Origin of the sequence: Lacinutrix venerupis (assembly GCF_001971745.1) — a bacterium.
Lineage (GTDB): Bacteria > Bacteroidota > Bacteroidia > Flavobacteriales > Flavobacteriaceae > Lacinutrix > Lacinutrix venerupis.
This window is the reverse complement of sequence record NZ_CP019352.1, coordinates 1544654-1562053: the sequence shown is the minus strand read 5'-3', so window position 1 is coordinate 1562053 and position 17400 is coordinate 1544654. Positions and strand designations below refer to the sequence as shown.

At 29.6% G+C, this 17400-nt stretch carries 16 protein-coding genes; 12 read left to right on the top strand and 4 right to left on the bottom strand.

The window, feature by feature from the left end; all coding sequences use genetic code 11:
• Positions 1-12: 12 nt before the first annotated feature.
• From miaE to BWR22_RS06905, 8 genes are all read left to right on the top strand, one after another.
• The gene (miaE, locus tag BWR22_RS06940) at positions 13-594 is read left to right on the top strand and encodes a tRNA-(ms[2]io[6]A)-hydroxylase (RefSeq protein WP_076732916.1); all 582 of its coding nucleotides are present in this window, start codon (positions 13-15) and stop codon (positions 592-594) included.
• Positions 595-677: 83 nt separating this feature from the next.
• On the top strand, positions 678-1208 hold the full coding sequence (locus BWR22_RS06935) for a CIA30 family protein (protein ID WP_076732914.1): 531 nt from the start codon (positions 678-680) through the stop codon (positions 1206-1208).
• Between the two features lie 32 nt (positions 1209-1240).
• Complete coding sequence (locus tag BWR22_RS06930; protein ID WP_076732912.1) at positions 1241-2995, top strand: FAD/NAD(P)-binding protein; 1755 nt, start codon at positions 1241-1243, stop codon at positions 2993-2995.
• A gap of 130 nt (positions 2996-3125) precedes the next feature.
• Entirely contained in the window at positions 3126-4154 is a 1029-nt protein-coding gene (locus BWR22_RS06925) for a hypothetical protein (RefSeq protein ID WP_076732910.1), read from the top strand.
• A gap of 156 nt (positions 4155-4310) precedes the next feature.
• Positions 4311-4769 carry a hypothetical protein gene (locus BWR22_RS06920; protein WP_076732908.1) on the top strand — a complete coding sequence of 153 codons (459 nt, stop codon included), beginning with the start codon at positions 4311-4313 and terminating at the stop codon, positions 4767-4769.
• 173 nt (positions 4770-4942) lie between these two features.
• Entirely contained in the window at positions 4943-5521 is a 579-nt protein-coding gene (locus BWR22_RS06915; RefSeq protein ID WP_076732906.1) for a hypothetical protein, read from the top strand.
• 234 nt (positions 5522-5755) lie between these two features.
• Positions 5756-6919, top strand: a complete 1164-nt coding sequence (locus BWR22_RS06910) for a serine hydrolase domain-containing protein (protein ID WP_241828236.1) — start codon at positions 5756-5758, stop codon at positions 6917-6919.
• A gap of 73 nt (positions 6920-6992) precedes the next feature.
• The gene (locus BWR22_RS06905) at positions 6993-7574 is read left to right on the top strand and encodes a pentapeptide repeat-containing protein (protein WP_076732902.1); all 582 of its coding nucleotides are present in this window, start codon (positions 6993-6995) and stop codon (positions 7572-7574) included.
• Between the two features lie 328 nt (positions 7575-7902).
• On the opposite strand, the gene BWR22_RS06900 is transcribed toward BWR22_RS06905, so the two are convergent.
• Both BWR22_RS06900 and BWR22_RS06895 read right to left on the bottom strand, forming a co-directional pair.
• Positions 7903-9114 carry a TlpA disulfide reductase family protein gene (locus BWR22_RS06900; RefSeq protein WP_076732900.1) on the bottom strand — a complete coding sequence of 404 codons (1212 nt, stop codon included), beginning with the start codon at positions 9112-9114 and terminating at the stop codon, positions 7903-7905.
• A gap of 118 nt (positions 9115-9232) precedes the next feature.
• Positions 9233-9517, bottom strand: a complete 285-nt coding sequence (locus BWR22_RS06895; RefSeq protein ID WP_076732898.1) for a hypothetical protein — start codon at positions 9515-9517, stop codon at positions 9233-9235.
• Positions 9518-9704: 187 nt separating this feature from the next.
• Between BWR22_RS06895 and pheT the strand changes: the two genes are divergently transcribed.
• The gene (gene pheT / locus BWR22_RS06890; protein ID WP_076732897.1) at positions 9705-12131 is read left to right on the top strand and encodes a phenylalanine--tRNA ligase subunit beta; all 2427 of its coding nucleotides are present in this window, start codon (positions 9705-9707) and stop codon (positions 12129-12131) included.
• A 12-nt stretch (positions 12132-12143) separates the two neighbouring features.
• Positions 12144-12995 carry a phosphatase PAP2 family protein gene (locus tag BWR22_RS06885; protein ID WP_076732895.1) on the top strand — a complete coding sequence of 284 codons (852 nt, stop codon included), beginning with the start codon at positions 12144-12146 and terminating at the stop codon, positions 12993-12995.
• A gap of 7 nt (positions 12996-13002) precedes the next feature.
• On the opposite strand, the gene BWR22_RS06880 is transcribed toward BWR22_RS06885, so the two are convergent.
• Positions 13003-13593, bottom strand: a complete 591-nt coding sequence (locus BWR22_RS06880; protein ID WP_076732893.1) for a fasciclin domain-containing protein — start codon at positions 13591-13593, stop codon at positions 13003-13005.
• A gap of 120 nt (positions 13594-13713) precedes the next feature.
• Between BWR22_RS06880 and BWR22_RS06875 the strand changes: the two genes are divergently transcribed.
• Positions 13714-13953 carry a putative signal transducing protein gene (locus BWR22_RS06875; protein ID WP_076732891.1) on the top strand — a complete coding sequence of 80 codons (240 nt, stop codon included), beginning with the start codon at positions 13714-13716 and terminating at the stop codon, positions 13951-13953.
• A 106-nt stretch (positions 13954-14059) separates the two neighbouring features.
• On the opposite strand, the gene BWR22_RS06870 is transcribed toward BWR22_RS06875, so the two are convergent.
• Complete coding sequence (locus BWR22_RS06870; protein WP_076732889.1) at positions 14060-15685, bottom strand: ABC-F family ATP-binding cassette domain-containing protein; 1626 nt, start codon at positions 15683-15685, stop codon at positions 14060-14062.
• A 283-nt stretch (positions 15686-15968) separates the two neighbouring features.
• On the opposite strand from BWR22_RS06870, the gene BWR22_RS06865 reads away from it, so the two are divergent.
• Positions 15969-17396: a TlpA family protein disulfide reductase gene (locus tag BWR22_RS06865; RefSeq protein WP_083678244.1), complete on the top strand. Its 1428-nt coding sequence runs from the start codon at positions 15969-15971 to the stop codon at positions 17394-17396.
• Positions 17397-17400 lie beyond the last annotated feature (4 nt).

Below are 17400 nucleotides of genomic sequence, written 5' to 3'. Positions count from 1 at the left end.
TACTTTATGAGCATGCTTCACTTAAAATTAGAAACCGATCCGCGTTGGGTAACCATTGTAGAAAGTAATATTGAAGAAATTTTAACCGATCATGCTTGGTGCGAACAAAAAGCAGCCACAAATGCTATTACAATTATCACTAACAATAGCGAGCACGAAGAGTTAGTTACAGAACTTATAAAACTAGCACAAGAAGAGTTAGAACACTTTCAAATGGTACACGATATAATTAAAAAACGTGGCTACACTTTAGGTCGTGAGCGTAAAGACCATTACGTAAACCAATTGTATAAGTTTATGAATAAAGGCGGAAGTAGGCAACAAAGCTTTGTAGATCGTTTGTTGTTTTCGGCCATGATAGAAGCACGTAGTTGCGAACGTTTTAAGTTATTATCGCAACGCATTAAAGACAAAGAACTCTCTAAATTTTATTATGATTTAATGGTTAGCGAAGCAGGACATTATACTACTTTTATAACTTTTGCAAGAAAGTACGGCAAAGGAATTGATGTAGATAAACGCTGGAAAGAACTTGTAGAATTTGAAGGCGAATTAATTAAAAGCTACGGCAAAAGCGAAACCATTCACGGTTAAACTTTTTTTTACTTCAACAACCTTTTAACTTTTTATTGAGAGCGTTACGCGCTTCAAAATTGTAAATTTGGTAAAAACGCGCTATGAAATTACTAGCTATAATTTTAACCATATTTACAATTACCATGTCTACTCCTATTTTTACATTTTCTAAAAACGCTAACATTTCTAACTGGCGTATTGTGGACGATGTTGTTATGGGCGGAAAATCTAACGGAACATTTTCACTTAATAATGATGGATATGGCGAATTTAGTGGCAAAATATCTTTAGAAAACAATGGCGGCTTTTCATCTGTGCGCTATTCTATGGCAACCTTAAATGTTTCAGAAGCCTCTAAAATTACTATAAAATTGAAAGGTGATGGTAAAACCTATCAATTTAGAATTAAAGCCAATTCTAAAGATAGACATTCCTATATAAAACCGTTTACTACTAATGGCGAATGGCAAACCATAAACATCGATTTAAACACAATGTATCCTGCTTTTAGAGGCAAAACTTTAGACATTCCTAATTTTGATAAAGCTTCAATAGAAGAACTTGCATTTTTAATAGGCAATAAAAAGGAAGAACATTTTAAATTACTTATAGAAAGCATCAGTTTACAATAATCCTTTCAGTTTTAAAATTATAAAACAATAAAATGAACCAACCCATAAAAACCATTGCTATAATTGGATGCGGACCAAGAGGTCTTTCTGCATTGGAAAATGTATTGATTGCTTTAGCAAAAGCTGAAACAAAAACACTACCTAAAATTATAATTTTCGAAAAATCCTCACAATTAGGCTGTGGTGCTATTTACAACCTAGACCAGCCAGATACTAATTGGCTAAACATTTCGGAACGCGCCTTAACTATTGCAAAAAGACCGACTTTAGAATTCGAAAATTTTAAAGTTGAAGGTTTTAAATCGTACCACGAATGGACAGGGAAAAATAAAGATGAAATTATAAACAACAAACACGAAGTATTCCCAAAACGTTCAGAAATTGGTAAGTATTTAAAAGCACGTTACAATACTGTTGCAAAAACTCTAGAAGAGCACAATATTTTATCTGTTTTTAATGCCGAAGTTATAGAGGTTGAAAACAACAATCCGTGCTTTACAATTACTGTAAAAAGTGGTAAAACCTATAATGCAGACGACGTTGTTTTAACTATTGGCCATCAAGAAACCGAATGTTCGCAACAGCTTAAAAACTGGTTAAAATATGCTAAAAACAATAACGCAGTAAATTTATTTTTAAACCCATACCCAATAAAGCACTTATTATCGGTAAATTATAAAACCGAAGCACATACAGTTGGCTTAAGAGGTTTTGGTTTAGCCACAATAGATGTTGCTAGAGCTATTGTTAAAGCAAATGGAGGTAATTTTGAAGTAGTAGATACAGAAACCAATAAAATGAAATATCATCCAGGAGAAAGCAGCTTAAAGCTTGTTCCCTTTTCTCTAGATGGTTTACCAATGGCAAGCAAACCTTTAAACTCTAAAATTGATGCATTATTTACACCAAGCGATGCCAAAATATTAAGTTTTAAGTCTGAATTACTTCAAATTAGAGATAATAAAAATTATAATAATGGTAATACCTTCTTAATTGAATCTATAGCCACTGTAGTTGCACATCAATACATAAAATTAGGAAACCACGCGTACCAACATAATTTTACAGAAAAAGAATTAAAAGTAATAACCGAAGCTTATTTACAAGATAATAGTTTTACTCACGATTTAATACTATCTCACGATAATGCACCAGAGGTTATAATTCAAGCCTATGTAGATATGGCAACTGCTACAAAACCTATTAGTTTAGACTATTGCTTAGGTCAAGTGTGGCGCCATTGCGAACCTACTTTATACGCCATGATGTCTCACTCTAAACTAAAAGATAGTGTTATAAACCAAGTTATTGCTCTAGACGAGCGTATGAAACGTTATGCTTTTGGTCCGCCAATAGAAAGTTTACAGCAATTACTCGCATTAACCTATCAAGGCACACTAGATTTAAACTTTGTAAACGATCCAGACATTACTTTAAAAGAAAATGGTTGGCAACTACAAAAACACAATCAAGTAATTACGGTAGATACTATGATTAATGCGGTTTTAGACAGCCCAAAAATTGAAAAAGTAATCGCTCCTATTGTTACTAATTTATTGAGCGATAATTTAATTCAACCAATACACAGTAAACTTGGCGTTGATACCCAACCCAACGGATTAGTAAATTCTAATAATAAAAGACAAACACTAAATTTAGCGGTTTTAGGTAGGCTTGCCAAAGGTAGCGTAGTTGGTGTAGATGCTATTTTAGAATGTTTTGGACCCAGAATTAAAGATTGGGCTAATGGCGTTGTTGAGCGTGTTCACGATAAAAAAACAATCTAAAAAGTTGCGATAACCTTCCATTAAATAAATATATACAAACTTTAATAAAAGTTGGTATATACCAACAAATTAGTTTGTTAAACGATACAAAAATAACTATGTTTGGTATATATAAACGTTGGCAAACATTATGAGAAACAGAAATCTTATACTTTTATTTTACTTCATTTTTTGTGGATTTACTTTTTCTCAAGAAAAAAAAGTAGATGACTTTTTAAAATTAACCGACGATTTGAGTATAAATGGAAAAGTTAAAGAAATTAGTATAACATCACATAGAATAAATAAAGAAAAAGATACAATTACTAGAACAACCGATTATAATTTTTCAAAAGAAGGAAAAGTTAATCGTATTAATTATCCCAAAACCAACTTAATAAAACTGATAGATTATGACAATCTATCGAGAATTAAAAAGATATCTTTCATAAAAAATGATAGCACAAATATATTTCTGGTGCAGTTTTTTTCAAACAAAACAAATTATCCAGATTCGATTTTAATTAATAAGAATTCAAATTACATAGAAAAATATGTAAATACTTTTAAAAATAATTTAGTTATTAAGAGAGAAAAATTCATAAATAATAAACTTATAAGTCACAGGAATTATGAATTTGATACGAATAACCAACTAATTAAAGAAACGTATACGAACCCAAAGAATAAATCCGGAAAAATATTCTCTTACGAAGAAACTAATGATGGAATAACAGCTTCATATTACCCAGTCAGTAATATAACATATAAGTATCAGCTTGTTAACGACACCATCATTAAAACTACTTTAAAGCAAGATTTAGATAGGAAAGAAGTTTCCAAAACTTTGATAAGAAAGGATTCAAAAATTGAAATAAAAAATATCTTTGATAGTAATAAGTTAAAAGAGTCAAGGATTATTCATTCGTTAAAAGATTCTATTTCAAATATACATTTGAGATTTAATGAAAATAATGAAGTAAAGAGATATTACAATAAATTTACAAATCCATCAAGCATAACAACTAAATGGACTATGTATAAAAATGATAATGAAAGTAGCTTCACTATTGATATAAAAACCATATATGACCAATGGAATAATTGGATAAAAAAAATATATAGTCGAGATAATATAATAACTGAAATAAAGGAAAGAAAAATAATTTATCGTAAATAACGATTTGCCAACACCGTATATAATTAATTGCTAGTTCTAGCCTACTTACGAATATTCCTGCGGAATATTCTATCTGTGATTTATTTGCTAAATTAGGTGCTTAACCACGCAACTAACCATACACAAACACGTTGTGTGTCATTTGAACTCAAACCTATGAAAAGAATTTCGACCTTACTTTTTTTAATCAGTCTAACTATTTCTTGTGCGCAAAATGAACAAGATAAAATTGTTGGAAAATGGAAAATCGCTTCGGTAAATAGCGGAGACTTTTACCTGAACACTAAAACAGATTCGATTTCTATTTCAAAAGAGTTTAAAAAAGTGTTTAACGATTCTTTGGCATTGGACAATGTTATTAAAGTTGCAAAAATGACTTATAACAATAATGTAATGGAATTCAATGATAGTGGAGTTTTTAACCAAATGATTGACAATGAATTGAAAATGTATGGTACATACGAAATAAAACCATCGATTGAAAAAATAAATGTGTTGTTAAAAGACAAAGTGAATTGGGAAATGGAATATGAATTAGTCGAAAATCAACTACATCTGACCACAACACTTTATGGAAAAAAATCTGAATTCGTACTTGAACGTGTTAAAAAATAAAAACGCCACACAACAATGGCTATAAGTAATTGCTTGTTCTCGCCTACTTCTGAAAATCCTCGCGGATTTTCAGTTTGGTGTGCACTTGCTAAGTTTAGTGCTAACCCACGCAACTACTCATAGCCGAGACCGTTAGACCACATTTATACACCAACCGTAAAAAACAATAATTTATGCTTCAAAAACTCAAATCGATATTAGGAATTAATAAAAAATACACAAGAGAAGAGCTCATTCAATTTTTACCACATTTTGTTGATAAATTAACTGAAGTCTTTTTAGAAGATATGGAAATCAGTAACGAAATAAAAAATAAAAGTAAATCTGAAATGAAAATTTTCTTTTGGTTTATTTCAACACCAATAATTCAAACTTATGCAAATTCTGAACTTGCTGATACTTTAATGAATCATTTTCGAGAAAATATTATTTTTTCAGATATTGATGAAATGCTTTATGAAGACAACTATTTAATAGAAATACTTACACAAAGAGCAAATTATTATAACAACTATCTTTCTGGAAAAATACCTACAATGGCTTTACAAGATGAAATAAGAAGACAAGATGAAATTCTTACAACATATCCTTTAGAATCAATTGATTTGAATTCACCTATGCCAATGGATTTTAATTTTTTAGGTGGTTTTTCAAATAAATCGGATTTATATGACAAAACTTTGAGAATGAAATTGAATTATGAAAAAGAGTTAAAAAAGATATTAAAATTGACTAAACAAAACGTGGTCTAACAACGTATATAATCCATTGCTAGTAAAGGCTTGCTTACGAAAATCCTCGCGGATTTTCTATTCGGTTTTTATTTGCTAAATTAGTTACTTAAACCACGTAACTTTCCATACACAAACACGTTACTAGCAATTAAGATGAAACATATAAAAAAAATTATAATATTAATTATAGGAATAAACATTTGTGTTTCCTGCAATCAAAAAAAACAGCGGACAAATGAATTGCAAAATCCTATGCAAGTAGCTAAAGATTCTTTAACTGCCGAACTAGATAGTATTTACAAACAAGGACTAACAAACGGTTTTGGAGTTGCTATAGTTAACGAAAAAAAAACCTTGTATAGCAATGGTTTTGGGTGGGCAGATAAAGCAAATAAAATTGCTTACACAGAAAATACAATACAACACATAGCTTCTATTTCTAAAACCTTAATTGGGGTAGCATTAATGAAAGCGCATGAATTGGGTAAATTAAATTTAGATGATCCTATAGATAAATACATTGCATTTAAAGTATTAAATCCTAATTACCCTAATAAAAAAATTACCATACAACATTTAGCCACACACACTTCAACTATTGTTGACACAAAACACTATATGGATAATGCTTGGATAATAACACCCAACCAAGATTTATCAAAAGTTTATAAAAATTATCCTTACCAGCGTTTAAATCCTTCAGCAACTGCAATACAAATGGAGGATTTTTTAAAAGAGGTGCTTACAACTAAAGGAAAATATTATGATAAAGAAAATGGTTTTTTAAAGCACAAACCAGGAGACAAGTTTGAGTATTCTAATATTGGAGCTACACTAACAGCCCTAATTATAGAAAAAGCTACAGGAATACCGTTTAATAAATTTACTAAAAAACACATTCTTCAACCTTTAAAAATGAACTCCGCAGGATGGTCATTAAATGAAGTTGATGCAACAAAACACTCTAAATTATATTATGATTTAGACATACCATTACCATTTTATACCGCAATAACTTATCCAGATGGAATGCTTATTGCTTCATGCAATGATATGGCTAAATATTTAACAGAACTAATTAAAGGTTACACAGGCAATGGCACACTGCTTAACAAAAAAAATTACAAAACATTATTTACTGAGTATTTAAGTGAAGAACACTTTAATAAACGTAATGAGCGTAATCCTTACAATGATGAATACAATACTGGTATTTTTATGGGTTTTAGTGCTAAAGGATATATTGGCCACACTGGAGGAGATGCAGGAGTAGTATCATTTATGTTTTTTGACAAAGAAACTAACACAGGACGATATTTAATACGAAATACAAATAGTGATGATGAAAAGGGACCAAAACAATTTTATGATATTTGGAAAAAGTTAGGAGAATATACCTCTAAACTAAATCGATAAAATTACTAGTAATAGCGTGTATAGTTTATTACTAAATTACATACTTTATTAGAGAGAAGAAAAAAAGATTTTAATGCAGAAACAATTTATTGAAGAAAAAACATTTAGAAAAATAGACTTTTCTATAAACAGTCTTGAAAAAGGAGAATATGAATTATGTACTTTTTTAAATTGTAATTTCTCAAATTCAGATTTATCGAAAATTAGATTTATAGACTGCGAATTTTTCGATTGTAATTTAAGCTCTGCTTATATTTTACAAACAGAATTTCAAAATATTAATTTTAAAGATTGTAAAATGCTAGGTTTACAATTTGATAAATGCAACGACTTTGGTTTTTCTATAAAAGTGAACAATTGCCAATTAAATCATTCGTCATTTTTTAAACGCAACCTTTCAAAAATTTCATTTAAAAACACCAAGCTACATGAAGTCGATTTTACAGCATGCGATTTAAGTTGGGCTGTTTTTGATGCTTGCGATTTACAAAATGCAGTTTTTAAAAACACAAATTTACAACATACCGATTTTAGAAACGCTACTAACTTTACTATTGATCCAGAAAACAACCAAATAAATGGAGCTAAATTTACTTTAAATACTATACCTGGATTATTAACAAAATATAATATTAAAATAGAGCCTAACTTTTAAATTAACTTCGTGATTTATTAAATTAGCTATCCAAATACGATAAAAAAATTACATAAATAGCTGCATAAGAATGAAAACATCTTATAAAAAGAACAGAAGCTTAATTAATTTAATTTTAGCTGTTTTGTGGGCAATTTATGGTGTATTTGGGATTGTAAAAGAATCATCCAACACTTTTCATTATTTAGCATTGATTTGTTCAGCAAGCTACTTTATACATTTTATATTTACTAAACTAGATACTTAATCTGTAAGCGAAACCACAATTTTATATTCTAACTTACATCAAATTTTCCTTAGTATAATATAAAAACAATTGACCAAACACCTACTCTGCCATTAACTCTCCAACAAAGGAGGTAAATTCATTTTTAAACTCTACAAACTTTTCACCAGTAGCAGGACCGTTAAATCCTGTATGTATTTTACGTACTTTACCTTGTTTATCTACAAATACTGTAGTTGGGTAGCTTAGTACATGGTTAAGCATTGGTAATTTTTCTTGGGCTTTTTGTTTACTTGTAGTTCCTGTTTGTGCCAATAAAATTGGGTATGTAATATCAATTCTATCCTGTAAACGTTTAATGTTTGCAAATGCTTTGTCTTCGGTTTTAGCATATTCAAAGGCTAAGGCTACAATCTCTAAATCTTTGTCTTTGTTTTGCTTATAAAACTCTGCATAATACTTACTTTCATCTAAACAATTAGGACACCAAGTTCCCATAATTTGTACCAATACTACTTTGTTTTTAAAACGTTCATCGCTTAAAGACACCATATTACCATTTGCATCTGGAAAAGTAAAAGCTAAGCTATCGTAACCTTTATTTAAATAGGTTAAATTATTAGCATCTGGTAGCTCATAATTTTCATTTCGTTTGGCTGTAAAAGGTTCTTTCCAGTGGTTTCCAGAGAAAAATGTACCGTTAATAGTAGAATCTGTTACTTTGCCCGTAAACAAAAAAGCATGGGCACCATCAAAAGTTGATAGCTTTAAATTATCTCCAGAAATTACTCCTTCAAGAAAACGGTAATCTCCAGTTTCGGTTCTAAAAGTACCTGTAACCTTGTTTCCTTCTTGTTTAAAAATACCTTTAGCAATGTAGCGCTCGCCTTCTACGTTTGGGCTAAATACAGTTTCCCAATTTCCAGAGATATTAGCTTTAGCATCTGTAGCAACATCAAACCTTGATTTGTTTTTTTTTGCTGTAAAAGGCACTACTCTATTTTTACCTTCTACTATAAAATTTCCGCTTAAAGTTTCATCTTTAATTTTCGCCGCTAAAAGCGCTTCAAAAACTGGCATTTTTATAAACACAGAATCGTTACGGTATTTTATTTCATCTACTTCTATTTCTTCTTCAGCATTAAAAACAGTAAGATTATTAGCATCTTTTACTTTAAATGTAAATGGTATTACATCTGTTTCATTAATTTTAATTTCTGCTCTATAGTCCCCAAAGCTTAAAAACTCTTGAGTAGACTTTTCTTGACAATTAAACATTAGAAAAATTAACAGGAAAGGAAAAAATAACTTCATAAAATATAATTTTTAAATAATAGTCGAAATAACAATAAATTACTCACAAAAAAAAGACATTACTCGCGTAATGCCTTCACATAAATTAAACATGAGGGAAGTTTAATCTATAAATTTATTATTTGTCATCATCGTCTTCGTCTTCGTCAAGCTCTAAATCATCTTCTTTTACACCTTCACCATCTAAACGTCTTAATTCTGTTTTCTTTTCTTCAACCTTTCTAGTTTTAACAGTAGTATCGTCTTTAGTATCAAGAGTTTTAACTTCAACTTTTTCTTTTTCGACCTCTACTTTCTTTTCAACTTTTTTCTCTACATCATCCTCTACTTGAGCTAATGCAAATTGTGTTCCTGCAAAAAATATAGCAACTGCAAAAAACAATGTAATTTTTAAATGTTTCATTTTGTTGGTGGTATTAAAGTGGATTAATAATTAATATTATGCTTTAGTTACGTGTACAAAATATTTTTAGACTTTTTAAAGACGGCTTTTAACATTTTATTATAATTTAATATTACAATAAAAAAGGGATTCTATGATTTAAAAAAGCCGTAACTATTCTTATATTTGCGCTCTTAAAGTTTACTACATGAAGATTTCTTATAACTGGATTAAACAATTTATAAAAACAGATTGGCCAGCAGAACAAACTAGCGAATTACTTACAGACTTAGGTTTGGAAGTAGAAGGTTTAACCGCATACCAAAGTGTAAAAGGCGGATTACAAGGCGTTGTTGTGGGAGAGGTTTTAACTTGCGAGCAGCATAGTAATGCAGACAAACTTAAAGTTACTACCGTAAATATTGGAGCAGAAACACCTGTGCAAATTGTTTGTGGCGCGCCAAATGTTGCTGCCGGACAAAAAGTACCAGTAGCTACAATTGGTACCACTTTATATACCGAAGATGGTGAAGCATGGACCATTAAAAAAGGTAAAATAAGAGGAGAAGAAAGCTTTGGAATGATTTGTGCCGAAGACGAACTAGGTTTAGGAAAATCTCACGATGGCATTATGGTTTTAGCCGAAGATACTGTAGTTGGCACACCTTGTGCAGAACTATTTAATATCGAAAATGATGAGGTTTTTGAAATTGGACTAACTCCAAACAGAGCCGACGCTATGAGCCATTTTGGAACTGCTCGAGATTTAAAAGCCGGCTTATTACATAAAGACATTAATTTAGAATTAATAACACCTTCTGTAAGTGCTTTTCATGTAGATAGCCGCTCTCTTAAAATAGATATAGAAGTTGCTAATAACGAATTGGCACCACGCTATTGTGGTGTTACCATCTCTGGTGTAAAAGTTGGAGACTCGCCTGCTTGGATACAAAATAGATTAAAAGCCATTGGTTTATCTCCAATTAATAATATTGTAGATGCAACAAATTATGTTTTACATGAATTAGGACAACCACTTCATGCTTTTGATGCAGATAAAATTTCTGATAATAAAATTGAAGTTAAAACAGTAGAGAAAGGTACAAAATTCACTACTTTAGATGGTGTTGAGCGTGAATTACATGAAGACGATTTAATGATTTGTGATAGTGAAAAACCTTTATGTATTGCTGGAGTTTTTGGAGGAATAGACTCTGGTGTAACTCAAAACACAAGAAATATTTTCTTAGAAAGTGCTTATTTTAATCCTGTAAGTGTTAGAAAAACCGCAAAACGCCATGCACTAAATACAGATGCCTCTTTTAGGTTTGAACGTGGTATCGATCCAAACATTACCGAGTATGCTTTAAAACGTGCAGCTCTTTTAATTAAAGAAGTTGCTGGTGGAGAAATAACAAGTGATATATCAGACTTTTACTCTAATAAAATTGAAGATTTTCAAGTACACCTTTCTTTCGATAAAGTAACAAAACTAATTGGTCAAGAAATACCTAAAGAAACTATAAAAAGTATTTTATGGTCTTTAGAAATAAAAGTAAATAATGTTACAGAAACTGGTTTAGGTCTTACCATTCCAGCATATAGAAACGATGTACAACGTGAAGCAGATGTTATAGAAGAAATACTTCGTGTGTATGGATATAACAATATTCATACAACAACTAAACTTAATGCATCAATTTCAAATTCGTCGAAATTTGAAGATCACAAACTACAAAATGTAATTGGTAATCAATTAGCTTCTCAAGGCTTTTATGAGATTATGGCTAATTCATTAACAACACCAAGCTACATTACACTTAGTGAGCTATTAAAAGAAGAACATAATGTTACAATTTTAAATCCTTTAAGTAATGACTTGTCTGTTATGAGACAGTCTTTATTATTTTCTGGCCTAGAAGCTGTATCTTACAATATTAATAGAAGACGTAGTGATTTAAAGCTTTTTGAATTTGGAAAAACATATCACGATTACAACGGTACTCGTGAAGAATATAAACATTTAACTCTTTTTGTTACTGGAAATAAAACACAAGAAAGCTGGGTTTCTAAACAACAAAAAGGAGATTTTTTCTATTTAAAAGGAACTATAGAAACTGCTTTAGAACGTTTAGGCATTTCTAGATACAAAACTACTTCTTCTAAAAATGATGCTTTTATAGAAGGTGTTCAATATAGCCAAGGTAAAATGGCATTAGTAGATTTTGGAATAGTTAAAAGCAAAACTTTAAAACATTTTGATATTAGTCAAAACGTATTGTTTGCAGATTTTAATTGGGATAATATTATTGAAGTAGCAAAACGTAATAAAATTAAATTTACAGATATCCCTAAATATCCAGAAGTAAGACGTGATTTCGCATTATTATTAGATGATAAAGTTACTTTTGATGATATCTATACCATAGCAAAACAAACCGAAAAACAATTGCTTAAAAATGTAAATTTATTTGATGTTTATCAAGGTAAAAACTTACCAAGCGGTAAAAAAAGTTACGCCGTAAGTTTTATGTTTCAAGATGAGCGCAAAACACTTACCGACAAAGTGGTTGATAAGATAATGAAAAAGCTTCAAAGTAATTTTGAAAGTAAACTTGGTGCAGAATTAAGATAATATAATGCCTTTATGAAAATGTATCTTAAAAAGATAATTTATGTTTTTATTGTATTACTTACAATGCAATTAAATGCTCAAGAACATTCTACAGACATTAGCAAAGATACTACCTCTATAGGTCAATTGTTTTTAAAAGATGGTAAAAACGCTGCATTGGGTGTTAAACATTCGTTTTTAAGACCTTTAAGCTGGAATAAAAAAGATTTTACTACGCTAGGTGCTGTTGTTGCTGGCTCTTTAGCATTAGCAACGGTAGATGACGAAACTAGTGATTATTTTGTTAGACAAAAACCGCCTAAACTTTTTCAAGAAGTTGGTACTCGATTTGGAAGCCCACAAGTTTATTTTATAGCAAATGCAGGATTATATGGCTATGGGTTGTTTACAAAAAACGAAAAATTAAGAAAAACTAGTGTTTTAATAATCTCTTCTTCTTTTACTTCTGGTGTTATACAAAGTTTAGGAAAAACAGTATTTGGTAGAGCAAGGCCAAATAGTGGACTTAAAAGTAATGAATTTCGTTTATGGTCTAATGAAGCCGAATTACACTCTTTTCCATCCGGACACACCGTTTTATCTGTAACAATGGCACATTCTATAGCCAAACAATTTAATAACACTTGGTCTAAAGTTGGTGTTTATACCTTAGGAGCTATTGCTCCAATTTCTAGATTATTTGTAGGTGCACACTGGCTTACAGATGTTGTTTTAGGTACTGCTCTAAGTATAGCTGTAGTAGATAGTGTAGATAAATTTTTATTTAACTCTAATGAGTATAAATACGATAATGTAAAGAAAAAAAATATTGCTTGGAATATTAGCTTTACTGGAAACCAAATAGGAATTGTAGGTACATTTTAAACAGTACTTAGTCTGGTAATAAAACGGTATCTAAAATATGTATTACACTATTACCTTCCAGCTTATCTAGTGTTTCAACCAATGCCTTATTACCTTTTACATCTTTAATAATATAAACTCCATCTTTAAAATAAACGGTCATATTTTTACCATTAAGAGTCTTAAATATTGCTTTTCCTTTTGTTTTAATAGTACCTTTTATTAAATCTGAATTCACACTATTAGTTAACACATGATAATTTAAAATACTTTTAAGTTTATCTATATGTTCTGGTAATACTATTTCTTTCATTACAGTTTTAGGAAGCTTTTCAAAAGCTGCATTTGTAGGAGCAAAAAACGTATAATTTTGCTTTGTTAAAAACAAACTATCGAGTTTAGAGGTTTTTAATAAATTTAATAATACTGAGTGTTCTTTTGAAGTGGATAAAAATGAAATAATATTTGATTTAGAAACCAAAACATTGTCATTTCTTTCTGCTAGATTTAAAACTTTTGTTTGCGAATAAGTATTAAAACAATAACACAGAAGTGTTATTAGTAACCACTTTTTTAATCTACAAACAATAACAGCCATACCTAAAACTTTAATATTCAATATAATATACGAAATTTATAGATTTACAGACGTCTTAAAATAAACTTAAACTCTATAATTTGTTATAAATTAAACAGTAATATTTTGTATATTTAAGTATAACTTATAAAACAGAAACTTATGGCAGATTCAGAATACATAAAAATTTATACAGGTGGAACTATAATTATTCAAGTAATTAAACAACGTTTAGAAGATGCAGGAATTAATCCTGTTATTAAAGACGAAACGGAGTCTGGAAGATTAGCAGGATTTGGCTCTTCGCTAACAGGACAACCAGAAATATATGTACACGAAAGTGAATTAGAAACCGCTAGCGGTATAGTAGAAACTGTTATTAGCGAAATGGAAACTAACTAATTTTTAATAACTATCTATTATTAAATAGATTATAAAATTAAAAACCTCAAAAACTAATGTTTTTGAGGTTTTTTTTATTGAGAACTAAAATAGAATGTACACTGTATTATACAGTTACATTATACATTTTATCTCTTAATTCTTTTATTTTTTTATCCTGCATATACTCATCAAAAGTAGTATACTTATCTATAACTCCATTTGGAGTTAGCTCTACTACTCTATTACCAACAGTTTGTGCAAACTCGTGATCGTGAGTTGTAAAAAGTACTGTACCTTTAAAGTTCTTTAAAGAGTTATTAAATGCAGTAATACTTTCTAAATCTAAATGGTTTGTTGGTTCATCTAGTTGTAAAACGTTTGCTCTAGTCATCATCATTCTAGATAACATACAACGTACTTTTTCTCCTCCAGATAATACAGACGATTTTTTAAAAGCTTCTTCTCCACTAAAAATCATTTTACCTAAGAAACCACGAATGTTCACTTCTTCTCTTTCTTCTTCTGTTTGAGCCCATTGGCGTAACCAATCTATTAAAGTTAAGTCGTTATTAAAAAACTCACTATTATCTAAAGGTAAGTAAGATTGTGTTGTTGTAACTCCCCAAGAAAACTTTCCAGAATCGGCTTCTAATTTGTTATTTAAAATTTGATAGAAAGCAGTTGTTGCTCTAGAATCTCTAGAAAACAATACTACTTTATCTCCTTTATTAAGGTTTAAATCTATATCTTTAAATAAAACCTCTCCATCTAATGTAGATGTTAAACCTTCTACATTTAATATTTGGTCTCCTGCTTCTCTATCTCTTTCAAAAATAATAGCTGGATATCTACGACTTGTACGTCTTATATCCTCTATGTTTAATTTATCTATCATTTTCTTTCTACTTGTAGCTTGTTTACTTTTTGCTACGTTTGCAGAGAAACGACGAATAAATTCTTCTAATTCCTTTTTCTTTTCTTCAGCTTTCTTATTTTGTTGTGCATGTTGTCTTGCTGCTAATTGAGAAGACTCGTACCAAAACGTATAATTTCCAGAGAAGTGAGTTATTTTACCAAAATCTATATCACTAATATGTGTACAAACAGCATCTAAAAAGTGTCTATCGTGAGAAACAACAATTACACAGTTATCGTAATTTGCTAAGAAATTTTCTAACCAAGAAATAGTTTCGTAATCCAAATCATTGGTAGGCTCATCCATAATAAGTACATCTGGATTTCCAAATAAAGCTTGCGCTAATAAAACACGTACTTTTTGTTTACCATCTAGATCTCCCATTAATGTATAATGCAAATCTTCGTTTATACCTAAATTAGAAAGCATTGCAGCTGCATCGCTATCTGCATTCCAACCATTCATTTCTTCAAATTGTACTTGAAGCTCTCCTATTTTTTCGGCATTTTCATCTGTATAGTCTGCATAAAGCGCATCTATTTCAGACTTTAAATCGTACAACGGTTTATTACCTTTTAATACTGTTTCTAAAACTGTATCTGCATCGTGCTTATTGTGATCTTGTGTTAGCACAGACATTCGTTTTCCTGGTTCTAAATGTACATGACCAGAATTTGCTTCTTGCTGTCCAGAAATTATTTTTAAAAATGTTGATTTCCCGGCACCGTTAGCACCAATAATTCCATAACAATTTCCATTATTAAAGGTTGTATTTACTTCGTCGAAAAGCACACGTTTACCAAACTGTACCGAAAGATTTGAAACTGATAACATCTATTTTTATAATATTTTAATCTCAGAAATTTTTAAATTAAAACTTGTAAAATACGCCACTTTTTACTCCTTGACATAAAATAGCGTTAAAGTACTTATAAGTTTTTTGCAAAAGTAAATAATATCTTCGGTTTTAAAAAGCAAATAGACTGTTATATAAGTAAGATAAAACTACTATAAAACAGGTATTTAACTTATTTTAAATTCAATTTAACAACGCATTAACACCTATACAAGCTTACAAAACATATTTTTGTTTATCTAACTATTGCGCACGCTATTTATGAAGTTTAATTTTTTATCTCTTATTTTACTATTAGTATGTTCTTTATTTTCCTGTAAGGATGATAAGGATGAAACTGGTGTTAATGAAGCTTTTATTGGAGGTGAAATAGTAAATCCTAATAGTAATTATATAGTTTTTAAAAAAGCTGATGTGCCATTAGATACCGTTTTTTTAAATAGTGAAAATAGATTTTCTTATAAATTATCTAATTTCGAACCTGGTTTTTTTGGTTTTTTTGATGGTAGAGAATATCAAAATATCTTAGTTGAACCTAACGATAACTTACTGCTGCGTTTAAATACTATAGATTTTGACGAATCTTTAGTTTTTACAGGTAAAGGTGCTAGAGAGAATAATTTCTTAATGGAGCTTTATTTAAAAAATGAAAAAGACGATGAAAATATTTTAGGTTTAGGTCAAAAAGATGCTGAAGAATTTGATAGTATTTTTAGAGAGTCAAGAGATTTAAAACTTAAAAAGCTTGAAAAATTAAAGGCTAAATATAATACGTCTCCTTTCTTTAATGAAATTGCAGAGAAAAGTATTAATTATGAGTATTATGCACATAAAGAGCTATATCCCTTAGCTAATTATAAAATATCTGAACTTGATGCCTTTAATAGTCTCCCAGAAGATTTTTATGATTACAGAGAAAACATAGACTATAATGATGAAGATTTAAAAGATTACAGTCCATACGTTTCTTTTTTAAGATTTCATTTTAATAACATTGCTTTACAAAAACATTTTTCGCATTCTAAAGATAGCGAATACAATAAGTTAGATTTACATTATAATTTAGACAAATTAGAACTTATTGATAAATACGTTAGTAATGAAGATATAAAAAACAACCTTTTAAAGTTTGTGATTTCGCAGTTTATTACTTTTTCTAAAAATACAGAGCATTACGATGCTATTTTAGAATCTTTTAAAAACAAAAGCACAAATTTAGAAGATATTAAAGTTTCTACGCAGTTTATAAATTCTTATAAAAGATTAAAACCTGGTAATAGGTTACCACAAATAACTTTATTAGATAATAAAGACAAAGAAATTAATCTTAATGAGCTTATAAAGAAACCAACTGTGGTTTATTTTTGGTCTAAAAAGAACAAAAACCACTTAATTTATTCTCATAAGCGAGTAAAAGAATTAAATGTAAAATATCCAGAGTTTAATTTTATTGCAATAAATGTAGACTCTATTTCTTATAAAGAGCAAGTGAGAATTTTAAAACGTAATGAGGTGAGAATTAATAATGAGTATCGTTTTAAATCTCCTAAACAATCTAAATTAACACTTTCTGTAAAGCCTATACAAAAGGTCTTTATTTTAAATAAAAACGGAGAAATTGTTAATGCAAAAGCTAATATGTTTGGCATTGTTTTCGAACAGGAATTACTAGGTGTTTTAAACCAGTAACATC